The 15,822-nt window shown below is 35.5% G+C and carries 16 protein-coding genes and 1 tRNA gene; 8 read left to right on the top strand and 9 right to left on the bottom strand.

Annotated elements, in window-relative coordinates; genetic code table 11:
* Positions 1-72: 72 nt before the first annotated feature.
* From C1631_RS22640 to C1631_RS22635, 3 genes are read left to right on the top strand one after another with little or no spacing between them, the layout of a single operon-like run.
* Positions 73-2,265, top strand: a complete 2,193-nt coding sequence (locus tag C1631_RS22640) for a peptidase domain-containing ABC transporter (protein ID WP_103246983.1) — start codon at positions 73-75, stop codon at positions 2,263-2,265.
* A gap of 54 nt (positions 2,266-2,319) precedes the next feature.
* Positions 2,320-2,514: a hypothetical protein gene (locus C1631_RS23875; RefSeq protein WP_123966774.1), complete on the top strand. Its 195-nt coding sequence runs from the start codon at positions 2,320-2,322 to the stop codon at positions 2,512-2,514.
* 43 nt (positions 2,515-2,557) lie between these two features.
* The gene (locus tag C1631_RS22635) at positions 2,558-3,856 is read left to right on the top strand and encodes an HlyD family secretion protein (protein ID WP_185144695.1); all 1,299 of its coding nucleotides are present in this window, start codon (positions 2,558-2,560) and stop codon (positions 3,854-3,856) included.
* A 212-nt stretch (positions 3,857-4,068) separates the two neighbouring features.
* Here the strand turns inward: C1631_RS22635 and C1631_RS22630 are convergent.
* The 7 genes from C1631_RS22630 to greA form a co-directional block, all read right to left on the bottom strand.
* Positions 4,069-4,142, bottom strand: a tRNA-Met gene (locus tag C1631_RS22630).
* A 44-nt stretch (positions 4,143-4,186) separates the two neighbouring features.
* Positions 4,187-5,479, bottom strand: a complete 1,293-nt coding sequence (locus C1631_RS22625) for a TlpA family protein disulfide reductase (RefSeq protein ID WP_103246981.1) — start codon at positions 5,477-5,479, stop codon at positions 4,187-4,189.
* A 61-nt stretch (positions 5,480-5,540) separates the two neighbouring features.
* Positions 5,541-5,753, bottom strand: coding sequence for a signal peptidase (locus C1631_RS22620; protein ID WP_103246980.1), 213 nt, complete (start codon positions 5,751-5,753; stop codon positions 5,541-5,543).
* A 5-nt stretch (positions 5,754-5,758) separates the two neighbouring features.
* A complete protein-coding gene (locus C1631_RS22615; RefSeq protein WP_109714351.1) occupies positions 5,759-7,705 on the bottom strand; it encodes a T9SS type A sorting domain-containing protein in 1,947 nt (648 codons plus the stop codon).
* 75 nt (positions 7,706-7,780) lie between these two features.
* The gene (clpX, locus tag C1631_RS22610; RefSeq protein ID WP_103246978.1) at positions 7,781-8,968 is read right to left on the bottom strand and encodes an ATP-dependent Clp protease ATP-binding subunit ClpX; all 1,188 of its coding nucleotides are present in this window, start codon (positions 8,966-8,968) and stop codon (positions 7,781-7,783) included.
* 68 nt (positions 8,969-9,036) lie between these two features.
* Positions 9,037-9,426 (bottom strand): HIT family protein, encoded by a 390-nt coding sequence (locus tag C1631_RS22605; RefSeq protein WP_103246977.1) that lies wholly within the window; start codon positions 9,424-9,426, stop codon positions 9,037-9,039.
* A gap of 50 nt (positions 9,427-9,476) precedes the next feature.
* Positions 9,477-9,947: a transcription elongation factor GreA gene (gene greA, locus C1631_RS22600; RefSeq protein ID WP_103246976.1), complete on the bottom strand. Its 471-nt coding sequence runs from the start codon at positions 9,945-9,947 to the stop codon at positions 9,477-9,479.
* A 110-nt stretch (positions 9,948-10,057) separates the two neighbouring features.
* Here greA and C1631_RS22595 point away from each other — a divergent pair, with 110 nt between their 5' ends.
* The 5 genes from C1631_RS22595 to C1631_RS22575 all read left to right on the top strand — a co-directional run bounded on the left by C1631_RS22595 (position 10,058) and on the right by C1631_RS22575 (position 14,598).
* Complete coding sequence (locus C1631_RS22595) at positions 10,058-10,516, top strand: Rieske (2Fe-2S) protein (protein WP_103246975.1); 459 nt, start codon at positions 10,058-10,060, stop codon at positions 10,514-10,516.
* An 8-nt stretch (positions 10,517-10,524) separates the two neighbouring features.
* A complete protein-coding gene (gene dtd, locus C1631_RS22590) occupies positions 10,525-10,974 on the top strand; it encodes a D-aminoacyl-tRNA deacylase (RefSeq protein ID WP_103246974.1) in 450 nt (149 codons plus the stop codon).
* A 12-nt stretch (positions 10,975-10,986) separates the two neighbouring features.
* A complete protein-coding gene (locus C1631_RS22585) occupies positions 10,987-11,577 on the top strand; it encodes a hypothetical protein (RefSeq protein ID WP_103246973.1) in 591 nt (196 codons plus the stop codon).
* Positions 11,578-11,608: 31 nt separating this feature from the next.
* Positions 11,609-12,742 (top strand): serine hydrolase domain-containing protein, encoded by a 1,134-nt coding sequence (locus C1631_RS22580; RefSeq protein WP_103246985.1) that lies wholly within the window; start codon positions 11,609-11,611, stop codon positions 12,740-12,742.
* Between the two features lie 203 nt (positions 12,743-12,945).
* Positions 12,946-14,598, top strand: a complete 1,653-nt coding sequence (locus C1631_RS22575) for a S8 family peptidase (protein WP_123966772.1) — start codon at positions 12,946-12,948, stop codon at positions 14,596-14,598.
* 64 nt (positions 14,599-14,662) lie between these two features.
* Here the strand turns inward: C1631_RS22575 and C1631_RS22570 are convergent, their stop codons facing one another.
* On the bottom strand, positions 14,663-15,175 hold the full coding sequence (locus C1631_RS22570) for a hypothetical protein (protein WP_103246971.1): 513 nt from the start codon (positions 15,173-15,175) through the stop codon (positions 14,663-14,665).
* Between the two features lie 60 nt (positions 15,176-15,235).
* A complete protein-coding gene (locus C1631_RS22565) occupies positions 15,236-15,775 on the bottom strand; it encodes a hypothetical protein (protein ID WP_109714347.1) in 540 nt (179 codons plus the stop codon).
* Positions 15,776-15,822: the final 47 nt, after the last annotated feature.

The following is a 15,822-nucleotide window of genomic DNA, read 5'->3' as shown; positions in this document are numbered from 1 at the left end:
ATTGAATTGTAACATTGAATAAATTAAAAATGTCGTCATTCTTTTGACGACATTTTATAATGAATATTAGTTTTGAAGAAATTTCCTTTTTATAAGCAACCAGACACTAAAGACTGTGGGCCTACCTGTCTTAGAATTGTAAGTAAATATTATGGCAGAAGCATATCTTTACAACAAATCCGTAACCTTTCTGAGACTACCCGTGAGGGAAGCAGCCTGCTAGGGCTGAGTGATGCTGCTGAAAATCTGGGATTCCGTTCGATGGGAGTCCAAATCGACTTTAATACCCTTGTAGATGAAGTTCCGTTTCCATGTATCGCACACTGGAATAAAAATCATTTTGTTGTTGTTTATAAAATTGACAAGAATAACAAAGTATACATATCAGACCCTAGTTACGGGCTGATTACATATACCCGGGATGAATTTATCAGATCCTGGATCGGGGAAAATGCCAATGAAAATACAGAGGAAGGAATTATTCTTATTCTGGAGACGACACCGGCTTTTTTCCAGACCGAATTTGATACGGATGAAAGCAAGGCCAGTTTTTCCTTTCTATCCAAATACCTTCTTAAGTATAAATCGCTTGTTATACAACTGGCTGTAGGACTTTTAGGAGGAAGTTTACTCTCCTTAATCTTTCCGTTTCTTACCCAGAGTATTGTAGACGTTGGAATACAAAATCAGGATATCAATTTTATCTACATGGTTTTGCTTGCCCAGATTATGCTCTTCTTTGGCAGAATGGGAATAGAAGTCATCCGAAGCTGGATCCTTCTTCACCTTTCAGCGAGAATTAATATCTCGATCATCTCAGATTTCTTTATCAAACTTATGAAGCTTCCGATAAGCTTTTTTGATACCAGAATGACGGGAGATATCATGCAGAGAATCAATGACCATCATAGAATAGAGCAACTTCTGACAAGCTCGTCACTCAATACTTTATTCTCACTGGTCAATCTTATCATTTTCAGTATTGTTTTGCTCTTTTATGATTACAGACTATTTCTTGTATATCTGGTAGGGGCTATATTATACATCGGTTGGATTAGTTTTTTCCTTAAAAAAAGAAAAGAACTTGACTATAAAAGATTCTCTCAGGTCTCACAAGAGCAAAGTAAAGTCATTGAGCTGATCAACGGTATGCAGGAAATCAAAATGCATAATGCCGAAAAACAAAAACGATGGGACTGGGAATTTCTTCAGGTGAAGTTATTTAAAATCAGAATAAAATCCCTTTCTTTAGAGCAATGGCAATCTGTGGGAGGAAACTTCATTAATCAGATGAAAGACATTCTTGTAAGTTTCCTTTCAGCAAAATTGGTATTAAGTGGAAATCTTACTCTCGGGATGATGCTTTCAGTGCAGTATATCATTGGACAACTAAACAGTCCGCTTTTACAGCTTATCGACTTTATAAAGCAAAGTCAAGATGCTAAAATTTCCCTTGAAAGATTAGGTGAAATTCATGATAAAGCAGATGAGGAAGATCTCAATGAACAATACGCAACAGAAATTCCACAAAGAGATATTGAGATCTCTAATATGTCTTTCAGATATATTGGTTCCGATGTACCTGTTTTCGAAAATCTAAGTCTTAGCATCCCTTATCAAAAAACTACAGCAATTGTAGGAGCCAGTGGTAGTGGAAAAACAACACTATTAAAACTTTTGATGAAATTTTACGATCCTGATCAGGGGGACATCAGAATTGGAAATACCAGTCTGAAAAACATATCACCCAGATATTGGCGAGATCATTGTGGTGTCGTAATGCAGGAAGGTTATGTTTTTAATGACACTATTGCCAATAATATTGCCGTTGGTGAAGATTATATTGACAAGAAAAAATTAAGACGCGCCGTAGAAATTGCCAATATTAAAGAGTTTATAGAAGGACTTCCGCTAAGTTATAATACAAAGATCGGAAATGAAGGAGTGGGCGTAAGTGGTGGTCAAAAACAACGTCTATTTATTGCCAGAGCAGTATACAAATCTCCGCAATACATCCTCTTTGATGAAGCTACTTCAGCATTGGATGCCAATAATGAAAAGATCATTATGGAAAACCTTGAACAATTCTTTAAAGGGAAAACGGCTGTGGTCATTGCCCATAGACTTTCCACCGTAAAGCATGCAGATAAGATTATTGTATTAGATAATGGAAGAGTTGTAGAAGAAGGTAGCCATGCAGAATTGGTGGATTTAAGAGGAGAATACTACAGACTTGTCAGAAACCAGCTTGAATTAGGAAATTAATATAGCGGAATCCGAAAAGCTTACAGAGTAGGAAAATTTTAAAAAGCTATTAATATGAAAAATCTAAAAAAACTTTCACGAAAAGATTTGCTTTCCTTTAATGGCGGGGTAATATATCCAGACAGACAGTGTTGTGGATCGTGGTGCAACGGAAGTTGGATGTCTTGTGACATCCAACATATTGCATGTCCACCAGATTCAGATACTTCTGCACCATCATGGTACGACGGAAACTGCCCATTTATTTAAATTATATTTCCCCTGAAATATTGGGGAATTTTATCCCATAGAAATGAAAGAAGACGTTTTAGATAATATTGAACTCCGCTCAGAAAGCGTACAGGATATTTTAACCCAGCCACCTCATTGGATGATACGCTGGGGAAATACAGTTATATTTATTATTCTCTTACTCATCCTGGTGATGAGTTACATTATAAAATATCCGGAGTTCGTACCGGCTCCCATTATTGTAACCTCTCAAAACCCTCCTGAAAAAATGGAGGCCCGAATCGGTTCCAAAATTGAAAAGATATTTATTAAAGACCATCAGGAAGTCAAGAAGAATGAAGTATTAATGGTAATGCAGTCTGCTGCCAACTATAAAGATGTACTGGAACTGAAAAAGCTGGTAGATTCTATTGCGCCTAATCAAATAGCATCCTTTCCTCTTGCTCTTGTCTCAAGATTTAAACTGGGAGAATTGCAGGGTGATTACAACAGCTTTGCAAAAGCATTTCAGGATGAAGCTCTTTTTACCCGGCTACAACCCTATGCTCCCGAAAACCTTGCTGCCGATAACAGTATTTCGGAAAACAGAACAAGAATCACAACATTAAAGCAACAAAAGAACCTGGAGTTAGCCAAATATGATCTTACCAAGAAAAGCTTCCAGAGATCTCAGGAACTTTATAATCAGGGAGTCATTTCTTCTATGGAACTTGAAAATGAAAAAATCAAATATCTTCAGGCTCAACAGAACCTTGAGAATATTAATATTTCCATATCACAAACAGAAGAAGGCATTTCCAATCTTAATAAAACTAAAAGCGGAACTGCTATCAACACTGAAAAAGATAAAATCACGTACTCTTCACAAACGTTGCAGCTATTTGAGCAACTTCGTAAATCTTTAAAGCAATGGGAACAAAATTATCTTGTTATTTCCTCTACAGATGGAGTTGCCAGCTTTCAGCAGTTTTTCGGTGAAAATCAATTCGTAAAAGTCGGAGAGCCTATTTTATCTATCCTTCCCAAGAATAAAGAGAAATTAGTTGGAAGAATGTCTGTTCCTACAGTGAATTCAGGGAAAATTCTTCCAGGAGAAAAAGTGTTGATTAAATTGGATAACTACCGTTTCCAGGAATATGGTATCATTGAAGGGAAAGTTCAGAATATATCTCTTATCCCTGATGATAAGGGAAATTATTATGTAGACGTAGTATTACCAAAAGGATTAAAAACAAGCTATAATAAGACGCTTATTTTCGACAAAGAACTTAGAGGGAGTGCAGAGATCGTTACACAAGATTTAAGGCTTATTGAGAGGTTTTTCTATCAAATCAGAAAGCTACTCGGGTATCAGTCCTGATAAAATTCTCTTATAAAAGAAAAAATGCCGTTTTTGCAGATTGCGAAACGGCATTTTTTGTCCATTTCTATCTCTTATATTTCACATTATTTTCACACAAAATTTTACTGTGAACGATACAACAAAAAAATATCAGTAAAAAAATAAAGAGTAATCAATATATTATAAAATTAAAAACCGCAATCATTATAATCAATGATTGCGGTTTTTTGTAGCGAAGACGGGAATTGAACCCGTGACCTCAGGGTTATGAATCCTGCGCTCTAACCGACTGAGCTACCTCGCCTTTTCGGTGGTGCAAATATAGAAAATATATTTTACCTACCAAAATTATTTTACCTTAAAATATTCCAAAACATCACCAACATGCTCTGGTTTATTGATTATCTTATTGTTAGCATCTAAAATAAAATATGTCGGAGTAGCATGTACATTGTAGGTTTCTGTATAACTACTGTTCCATCCTCTCAATTCTGAATCATTTACCCAAGGAAAAGCGGCAATCTTTTTGGTGTATGAGTTCTTATCAACATCTAAAGAAAGAGCAATAACCTGAATATTTCTTGTTTTTAAATCATTGTATTTCTCCAAAAGTTTCGGAAGCTCCGTTTCACAATGTGAACAGGTAGATGACCAAAAGACAATAACCTTTTTATCTGCCTTCACATCATAAATTGATTTAGCATTTGTATTAACAGGCGATTGGAATTTGTAGTTTGGAAAAGCCGATCCCATTTCAACATTAGCATTAGACTTCAGAGTAGAAGCAAGCCTGTCGGTAATAGTACATTTAAGGTTCTTAGCAAGCCCCAGGTATTTTGTTTTAAATTCATCCATCTGATATACATCAAAAATGTCAATCAATTCAGATAAAACAGTTTGCCCTCTTGGAGTTTCAACCTTTAAACGATCTAAAAGTTTGTCTACGGAGCCTGTTACATTCGTATTGCCTCCTGAATTCAGATAAGCTACCAATACTGGCCTCAATAAAGAAGATGACTCCAGCATATCATTGGATTTGTCCAGGAAGTTAATAATTTCGTCCTGATTCACTTTTTTAGCAGGATCTGAAGAGTTAGACAAAAACTTGCTGTAATTGCTGTTATAATAAGCAATAAAAGGATGTTTTGCAGCATCAATAGATGCAGAATTACCGGAAAGCCTGTCGATCTCTGTCTTCAAAGCTTTGCCGAAGTCTGTATTCTCTTTATAATATTCTTTAATTTGAGATAGAGCCGGGAGAATAAGCTCCTTCTTTTGTGAACCTTCCTGTTGTTTACTCATCAGTTCATTAGCTTCATCTAAATATGTGACATCTTTTACCTTATTATTTTGAATATCCAGCTTCAGGCTTACATTTTTATTTTCAGAAATAAAATTTACTGTATTATTAGAGGTGGGAAAATACACCTTCATCATTCCCATATAATTATTCGGATACTTGAAAGTCCATGTATTGTTTTTACTTTGTTCTTTGGTAACAACAATATCTTTTGAACCGCTAAGTGTATATAGAATGGCCTCTTGATCTTTAAAATCTGCCGGAGCCTGAATAGTCACTGAAAACTGAGCCTGCAAAGCAAATGCAGCCAAAACTGCAGCTAATGTATAAATCTTTTTCATAGAGTAAAAATAAAAAAACTCTCTGATTAATCAGAGAGTTTAATATTATTTTAATAAAATTTTATGCTTTTACGTTTTTATACTTCTTGGTAAAGAATACAATGAATGCAACTGCAATAATTGAAAGTACATATACATACATATCAATTGGTGATGCAGGTTCTCCTGTTCCATGTCCTCCTGAACCTCCACCTCCCGGTACCGGTGGTGCAGCCTGAACAAATACCACAGCAAGAAGAAAAATAGCGGATACTAGTTTATTAATAGTTTTCATATTGTTTATTTTAAGATTTTAGTGTTAACAGTTTCACCCTTATCAGAGACAATTTTTACAATGTAAGAATTCTTAACAGAGCCATCAAGCTCGATTACGAAATCTCTGGATGCATCAATTGCCTTTTTAGAGATTACCAGTTTACCGCTCATATCATAAACTTCAATGTCTGCCTTTTTCCAGTTTGGATCAAATCTAACAATATAATTTGTAATTGCCGGATTGTAAACCACTGCCGTTCTTGAAGGTTTTGCATTTTTCTTATCAATAGCTAACGTACCATTATTAGGCTCACCATAGTATAAGTTATATTCATCGTGAGTTACAGGAACAATATCTCCTTGTTTTGCCTGTTGTACAGTTCCATTTTCAGCTTTATAGTAGAATCCAATACCGCTAGAAAGTTGGTGCGATCCAGCAGGAATCATATCAGCATTCTCTTTTATTTCAAATTTGTAGTATTTAACTTTATTTACATCATAATTAACTAACATTACATTTTTTCCTAGGAAATTGTCTTCATTAGCTTCATTGATGTATAACCAATACTGACCTGTATAATTATTGTCATACCCTCCGTTTACAGCTTCCTCGAAAGTTCCTATCAGGTTTCCTTTGCTTGCAGCTGCCTGCACTGTAGACGCAATAGAAGTCTGGTGACCAGTAGTTGCGCTTGGTGCAACTACATAGTAAGTTCTTGCAATTTCTTTTTTATCAGCATCCAGCCCAATAACTCCTAATTGCTTAATACTTCCTCTATCAGACTTTCCAGTATTATTGCTCATTCTGGCTGCATTAACGCCATAGTCAGTACCATTAGCTCTAACAACATCTTTGAATCTTCTCAATGTATTAAAGTCTAGCGTTTGAGCAGTATTATCTCTAAGCTTAATAATAAAGGGTTGCATTGGCTTAATGATTAATCCTGTATCTCCAACCGGCACACCATTAAGAGCAAATGTCTGAATCTGAGCACCTGTTGTATAAGTAGAACCACCTGGGCTAGTTACAACAGTTCCTGCAGTATATTCAATACCCATAATGTTGCTCACATTATTTCCGTCAGTTACAGTTCCTGCTTCTATAAAGCCAATTTTAGATAAATCAAGATTAGTCAGGAATGGGTTACCAAATTGATAAATATTTTTACCAAAGGTTCCTGTCCATGCTCCATTAGGCAGGTCAAACTGATCCTGAAGGTACGAATTGAATTTTTCGTTTTGAGTATTAATGGCTGTTCCTCCCACTCCAAAACTTACATTTCCTCCGTTTTGAAGAGTTACAGGACTTGCAAACTGAGCATACGGCCTACCATTAACAGTATACACTGCTGTTCCAGCCGGAGCGGAATTAAAATCGTTATTAGAAACTTTCAGCATGTAATACCCTGAACCATCACTAGTGGTGGTGGATAAACTTGTGTAGTGATTAGATACTGCTCCAGTATTATCCCATTTTAGAATTGGATTACTATATCTTCCTGTATTGAAGGTTTTGCCCAGTTCTGTTGATAAAGAACCGACTTGTTTTCCAAAGAAAGGGAGAGCTACTTGTTGGTAGTAATTACCGTTACCGTGTTTGTCAGTTTTATACTCTTTACTTACAATACCAGTAATACCGGATTGGGATAATCCGTCGATATATAACTGTCCGTAAGTTGAAGTCGCATAATTGACAGGATCATTCATCTTTACAACAAAATTACCTCCGTCAGTTTTATCTGTACCGGTAGCAGTAATTGTTTTAAAAGCATCTGTGGTTGATCCTACAACCATCATATTTCCGTGTAACTCAACAAGACCATTATCTCTTGTTTGTACACCGCCCCCACTATATACTAGGGTGCCTTCGCTCACATACATATTAGCACCAGTGTCAACATGACATAATATCTGCGCCTGAACAGAATAACTGATTGCTAAAAGACCTATAGCAAATAAACTTTTTCTCATTGTATAAATTATTTGTGTGTTAATACAATCTTCACCCGCAAAGGTATTATTTTTTTCTATACAAAAAAAATATTTTTATCTATTAATCAAAATATTATCTTCTGTAAGTACAATCTTTTTATCTTCACCAATTGAAAACATATAGTCCTCCAGAACCTTTTCAGTGGTTCCTCTAAGTCCTCTTGCACCTAATCCTTTTTCAATTGTTTCTTCGACGATTTTTTCGATTGCCCCGTCTGTGATTACCAAATCTGTGCCATCCATCTTAAAAAGTTCAATAAATTGATTTACAATTGAATTTTTAGGTTCCCTCATGATTCTTACCAGAGTCTCTTTTGTGAGTTTATCGAGGTAAGTAATGATTGGAAATCTTCCTAAAAGTTCGGGAATTAATCCGAAAGAGCGAAGATCAATTGCATTAATATTTGTTAATATATATTCATCTTCATCAGTTTTATTGATTTTTTCTGAGCTAAAACCAATAGCTTGCTTGTTCATTCTTCTTTCAATAATCTCTTTAATTCCGTCGAAAGCACCTCCGGCAATAAACAGTATATTTTGGGTGTTTACCTGAATGTACTTTTGATCGGGATGTTTTCTTCCTCCTTGTGGTGGAACATTGACGATACTTCCTTCCAGTAGTTTCAGTAATCCTTGTTGTACTCCTTCTCCGGAGACGTCTCTGGTAATGCTTGGGTTATCTGATTTTCTTGCAATTTTATCAATCTCATCAATAAAGACAATGCCTTTTTCTGCCTTTTCCACATCATAATCAGCAACCATCAATAGTCGGGAAAGAATACTTTCAACATCTTCCCCTACATATCCTGCTTCTGTTAAAATGGTAGCATCAACAATACAGAAAGGAACATTCAATTCTCTGGCAATAGTTTTTGCCAATAAAGTTTTCCCTGTCCCAGTCTCCCCTATCATAATGATGTTTGACTTCTCAAGCTCTACTTCCCTGTTCTCATCCTGAGCATGAAGCAATCTTTTATAATGGTTGTAAACAGCAACAGCAAGTTGTTTTTTTGCCTGATCTTGCCCAATGACATACTGATCAAGAAATTCTTTGATCACTTTTGGCTTTTTAAGTTCTTCCATTGTTTCTGCAGGAGAGTTTCCTGTTTTGGAAGCTCCATCTTTCACGATGGCATGTGCCTGCTCTATACAATTTTCACAAATAAAACCGTTCTGCCCGGAAATCAGCATCTGTACTTCATTTCTTTTTCTACCGCAGAAAGAACACTGGTTTGAATTCATATGATATAATATATATGTATATGTTAAAGAAAATCGTAAAAAATTTCTTTTTTACGATTTTCTGTTTGTTAAGAATTAATAATTGAGTTTTGAATCTCTGTATATTCTTCGTTCGTTAATTTTAATCTTTCATTTCTGAAGTTCATGTCTTCCATCTTGTTTAAAGGGATCAGGTGAATATGAGCATGAGGAACTTCAAGTCCTACTACTGCTACCCCGACCCTTACACATGGAATTGCAGTTTTGATCTTCTTGGCTACCACTTGGGCAAATCCCCAAAGGTTTTTATATTCTTCACTATCAAGATCAAAAATCAAGTCCACTTCTTTTTTAGGAACTACCAGGGTATGTCCTTTCACCAATGGCATAGCATCTAAAAATGCAATAAAGTTTTCATCTTCCGCAATTTTATAGGAGGGAATGTCACCGTTGATGATTTTTGTGAATATAGTGCTCATTTTATTTAGAAGTTAGATATTAGAAATAAGAAATGAAAGGTTGTATCAGACTATAAAGTAATGTCTAATACCTCGAAAGACAGTTTGTTTCCATTAGGTAAAGTAATTTCTGCAGTTTCACCTACAGCTTTTCCTAAAAGACCTTTTGCAATCGGAGTGTTTACAGAAATCTTTCCTGTTTTAAGATCACTCTCGTTATCTGGTACCAATTTAAATACCTGCTCTTGTTTGGTAGCATTATTTTTAAGTTTCACTGTCGTTAAGATGGAAACTTTTGAAGTATCTAATTGGCTTTCGTCTATAATTTTAGAAGTAGAGATAACATCTTTAAGCTTGGAAATTCTCATTTCAAGCATCCCCTGAGCCTCTTTAGCCGCATCATATTCAGCATTTTCAGACAAATCTCCTTTGTCTCTTGCTTCTGCGATCTGCTGAGTAATTTTTGGTCTTTCCACAGTTTCCAACTGTTCCAGCTCAGCTTTCATTTTATCCAGGCCCTCCTTTGTTACATAGCTTGCCATAATTTTCAAAATTTAGTTTTAGTATAAAAAAATAATCCGACATTTGCCGGACAATGTTTTACGTATTATAATCGTTTAATTTTTACAAATATATAAAAATTTAAATTGAAATGAAAAAAACTTTTTCGATATTATCTATTTTCATATTATTGATTTCCAGCACATTATACATAAACTCTTGTGGAAGCAGAGAAGACACAGTAAGTTGTTTTCCTAATAATCCGATCAACGTTACGTTGAATCTAAACCTGCCGGCCTACAATAACCTAAACTACGATAATGGTTGGGTTTATGTGAATGAACAACAATCCGGAACAAGAGGATTAATCGTGGTTCGTGTAGGAAATTCATTCAAAGTATATGACAGGAATGCCCCTCACATATGCCCGGACAATAACACAACTCTTGAAGTAAAGGATAATATTGCCATTATATGCCCTAAGGATAATAGCAGATGGATACTCAGAACCGGGCAAGCGGAATCCGGGTCTAAAACCTCTCTTCCCCCAAAGACATACAATACGTTTAATTATGATGCTACAACCAAAATTTTAAATATTTACTATTAGCATAAAAAATGAAGATCGTTATACAAAGAGTTTCAAAAGCCAATGTAAAAGTGGATGGAAAAATCGTTGGTGAAATAGGAAAAGGATTAATGCTTCTGGTAGGCATAGAAGAGAATGATGAAAAAACAGACGCAGAGTGGTTGGTACAGAAGATTTTAAATCTCAGGATCTTTGGAGATGAAGATGGTAAACTTAATCTTTCAGTAAAAGATATTTCAGCAGAAATCCTATGCATCAGCCAGTTTACCCTGATTGCAGACTATAGAAAAGGGAATCGCCCTTCATTTATAAAAGCGGCAAAGCCGGAAAAGGCTATTCCACTATTTGATTATTTCAAAGAGGAAATAGCAAAATCAGGATTAAAAACATCAAGCGGAATTTTTGGGGCGGACATGAAGGTATCTCTTACCAACGACGGACCCGTAACGATTGTTATGGACTCAATCACCAAAAGCTGATGACAAGATAACATGAAGAACACCCATATCACTATACTCTACCTGGTTATCTCTTTATTTTTTCTGGCCGAAGCTATTTTGAGTTTTAACCATTATAGCTTTTCCGGATATTATACTGATAAAATCATCAACTGGATCTGGTTGGCTATGACCTTATTTATGGTTATCTGGTTTTGGAGAAAAAGAATCATTAAGATTTATTTTGTCCTATTGGCCTTTACGGTCCTTTTAAGTATGCTGCCGATGATGATTCCTTTCTTTGCCTTAGTCAATTACTTTTCTACATTGGATGATTATCAGCAAATTCAGCTTGATGGTACTTACAGAATTGAAAGAACGCGTCCTAATGTATTGCATAGACCCCAGATTTTTGTCTACAAAAAAGAAGGAATTATTGAAAAAAGTATTTATAAAACTCCCTATCTGTTTGTTGTGGAAAAGGTATTTCAGGATCATTTCACCAATGATATTGAAGGAGAAAACCAATCTATACAAAAGGCAAGACTTGTAAAAGTTACTAAAGACAGTATAGGAATTGAATATGAAATCACGAATAAGAAGAGTGTTTTTTATCATAAAGAAAAAGAAGCGCCAGAATTATAAAAAAACATACACCATTAAAATTTCAAAAACCATGTTTATTCATTTTCATTTAAAAGCAAAGGCTTCTCTTTTACTTATTGTTATCACAACCTTTATTTGTTATGGACAGACAAGGGAAGAACTTTTAAAAATAAAACTTGACTCCGCTTTTTCACAGGTTTTTAACGAAAATAATCCTGGAGGCAGTATCTTGATTCAACAGGGAGATAAGATACTTTACGAAAATTCATTTGGACTTGCAGACCTCAAAACAAAGGAAAAATTCACCAATAAAACTGTATCTAATTTAGGTTCTATCACAAAAACTTTTGTGTCTTATGGAGTTCTGATTCTCCGGAATAAGAAAAAACTGTCCCTTGAAGATCCTCTCCTGAAGTTTTTCCCGGATTTTAAAAATAGAAAAGTTGTTTCGGATATCAGGCTTCGTCACCTTCTGAGTCATACTTCCGGCCTTCCGGATCTCAGACATGTTGATAAAGACAGTATATTTTATCTTACAGCAAAGGATGAAGAAAATTTTAATCCATTAAAATCAACTGACTCATTAGAGTTTGAGCCGGGAACAAAATCGAATTATTCCAATCCTGCTTATAATGGACTTGCATTAATTATTGAAAAAACAAGTCATAGAAAATGGCAGCATTTTATTAAAGAAAATATATTCACCCCTTCAGGGATGACAAATACTACCATTACTGATGGTAGTTTTCCGGATAAAGATGTTGCTCATGGATATGTTCTCAGGAATAACATCTACGAGGAATATGATTATGGTGAATCTCCTACCTTTGCAGCTGCCGGAAATGGTGGGGTATGGAGTTCTATTGAAGATCTAAAAAAATACATTTCAGCTCTTCAACACTGTAAATTTGCAGAATGTAAGACTATAAAAGAATCTCAAACCATCTGGAAACCCGCTAACTGGCAAAGTGAAAAAGCTGTCGATCATACTGGAACCTGGTTCGTTCATAACGGGTTCTATTCCGGAATAAAAACAGAAGAAAAGGTAAAGGTTATTGAGCACGCCGGAGATCAGGGAGGTTTTAAATCTCATCTTATTATCATTCCTGAAAAGCAGATTTCTATTATTTGGCTTACCAATAACAATGCATTTATTACCGGACACATCAGAAGGATATTATTACAATTAAAATATATTGAATGAAAAATCAAAAATGTCTCCCCCACGTTGGGAGACATTTTTTTATTTAACCCCTATATTTCTACATTTTTTCCTGACAGAGACCTCCATATTTTTTTAAAAAAAAGCACAACTTAAAATAATTTCACAAAAACGTGATTTGTTTTCATTTTATTATTATTTTTGATAAAAATCAAATTGATCCACAACCATTTAACAATATTATTATGAAAACAAAAATTAAAATTTTCTTGTTGACATCCTGTTTTTCACTTTATTTCGGGCAAAAACCATCGAGCGGAGATCATGATTTAAATGCCAATATCTATGTTTGCTTTTCTAAAGGTATTGCTTCAGAAAAAGGCGCATTCACTCAAAACTTCGAGCTGGAAAAATTTGCCAGAGAAAATGGAATATCATTTACCTATGACCTTGGTTTTACTGACGAAAAAATTTCCGAGATGGCTAAAAGCAGCAAAGAAAATGGGAATTCCAGTGAATCTGTGGAAAAATTGAGAAGAATTTTCAAAGCCAATCTTCCTTTACAAAATGAGAAATCTGCCCAGAAACTGGCTCAGGTTCTTGAAAGATTTCCTGAAATAGAATATGCTTCTGTAATGAGCAGCACCCCCATTGAACCTCCATTAATCAATAGGTTTGTTGCAACTCCTGATTTGGAAAGCCTTCAGACTTATCTGAATGATAATCCAGGTATCAATGCCAAATATGCATGGTCGAGAGGAATAACCGGACAAAACATCAGAATCCGTGATGTGGAATATGGTTTTTATAAAACTCACGAAATGCTGGCCAATCAAAACTCTATACAACTTGAGCCAGGATATTCTCCCAATTCCGGATTATCAGGTAATAACTACAGGGACCATGGAACAGCAGTTGTAAGTATTTTAGGTTCTGTAAAAGACAATATCGGCCTTACCGGTGCAGTATATAATGCATCTGAAATCAAGGGGTATATGGAATGGACTACTGTAGGATACAACAGAGCAGCAGCTGTAAGCAGATCTATCAATGCCTCTCAGGCAGGTGACATTATTTTGTATGAAATGCAAACAGGTGGTAAAGATGGTCAGTATTGCCCTGCTGAATATGATAAAGTAATCTGGGATCTTACAAAAGCAGCTACTGATTCCGGTATTATTATTATTGCAGCAGCCGGAAACGGAAATCAAAACCTGGATGACCCTTTTTATGCTTCTTATATGGCACGAGGAAATAGTGGAGCAATCATTGTAGGAGCAGGATCTCCCAATACAACTCATTCAAAATTAAGTTTCAGTACCTATGGAAACAGAGTGGATGTACAGGGTTGGGGAAGCAGTGTTTTAGCTGCCGGATATGGTTCCTACGCCAAATATGATAATGATAACAACAGGACGTATAATTATTTCAGCGGAACCAGCTCTGCGACACCTACAGTAGCATCGGCAGCAGTATTGATTCAGTCTTTCTATCGTCAGACTACGGGCCAGTATCTGAGTCCGGCTGCTATGAAAAATCTTTTAATTTCTACAGGAATACCTCAGGGAGGCACAGTTGCTAATCAAAAAATAGGTCCTCTTCCTAATGTAAAGAGTGCCATCCTCCAACTGGAAGGTAAATCAGTAGCACCAGTTAAAGCTTTACCATCATTGGAAGTTAAAATTTATCCTAATCCATCCAACAGTTCTATTAGTCTTCAAAGTAATGAAAATAAAAAACTGGATTTTGAAGTGATTAATATACAAGGAAGGTCAGTAATGAAAAGTACAGCTTCTCCTGATGACAAGATTGATATCTCCGGTCTGCAGGCAGGGCAATATATCATCAATATCAATGAAGGGCAACGAAGAGTTGTCGAAAAATTCATAAAGCTGTAGTGCAATAATCAAAAACGTCTTTCAAATTTGAAAGACGTTTTTTTATAATAAACTTTTATAAAAACTATTTCGCAGGAACACTGCTGAAATTAAGGGCTACTTTGATGTTCATGTCTGAAGTCGTTTGGTTTTTCAGTTCATAAACGGTTCTTACGGTTAGTCCTGTACTTTTTACAATCTCATCAAGAAATCCTGTATCATTCAAGTCCAAATTTAAGCTGGACGAATTTGTGGATATATTGGAACGTGAAGCAATCAGTCTTTCGCCGGTTCCGGTTGATGAAACATAGATTTTAACGGTTTTAAAAGCACTTAGGTTTCCTCCTGAAGGAGAAGCTACAGAAATTTTTGCTTCTGAGATTCTTACATCTTTGATTTTAGCGTTATTATTTCCTCCGAACCATGTTTGTACGTTTGTGGCTGTTGCAGTGGAAGAAACTTCTTTATCTGCAGGTACGCCTGTAGAAACCAAAACACTCGTCGTATATGGAAATGTATTCTGAACCAGCGACTGTACGGTTCCGCAACTTACAAGTACAGCAGAAGCGGCCATTGCTGTTAGAACTATATTTTTCATAATTAATAAATTTAAACTTCAGAGGTTAGTTTGCAGAAATTGTACCAAATTCGTTTGAGTCTATTCAACACTTACCGTAAAATTCCCTTTGGTATTTCCTGAAGCCATATTACTTTTTCCAATTATTAACCATACTTCTCCTTTCCCGGGAGTTTCATAGGTAATATCTCTTCCGAAAGGGCCATCATAATCTCCATTAGGAAGTTTGATCTGGTTGAAACGAATATTAAAATCCTTTGCTTTTGTGGAAATTTTCGCTTTAATATTCGGCTGGTCATAATGAGTTAGTTTTAAAACAAGCTCCTGATCATCTTTTGTAAATTCTTCCCCCAGAGTAAAAGGAAGCTGGGAGGCATCTGCAGTTCTTATAATCTGACCTTCTTTTTCACTTCTCATGACTCCTTTACGTAAAACTTCTTTAGTAGCGGGTGCATTGTTAATAATTGAATCTTTTTTTCTCAATGCGACAGAGTCTGTTTTTACAACGGAATCGGGCATTTCAGTTACAACTGTAGAATCTTTATCCTGTACCGATGTTACGGCGGGTTCTTTTTTACAGGCAACAATAATCAAAGGAATTAACAACAGGCTTTTTTTCATAATACTTAATTTTAAGAATGTTTCAAAGTTGCATTCTGTTAGATGTT

The organism is Chryseobacterium phosphatilyticum (genome assembly GCF_002899825.2).
Taxonomy (GTDB): domain Bacteria; phylum Bacteroidota; class Bacteroidia; order Flavobacteriales; family Weeksellaceae; genus Chryseobacterium; species Chryseobacterium phosphatilyticum.
This window is presented reverse-complemented; position numbering and strand designations above follow the sequence as displayed.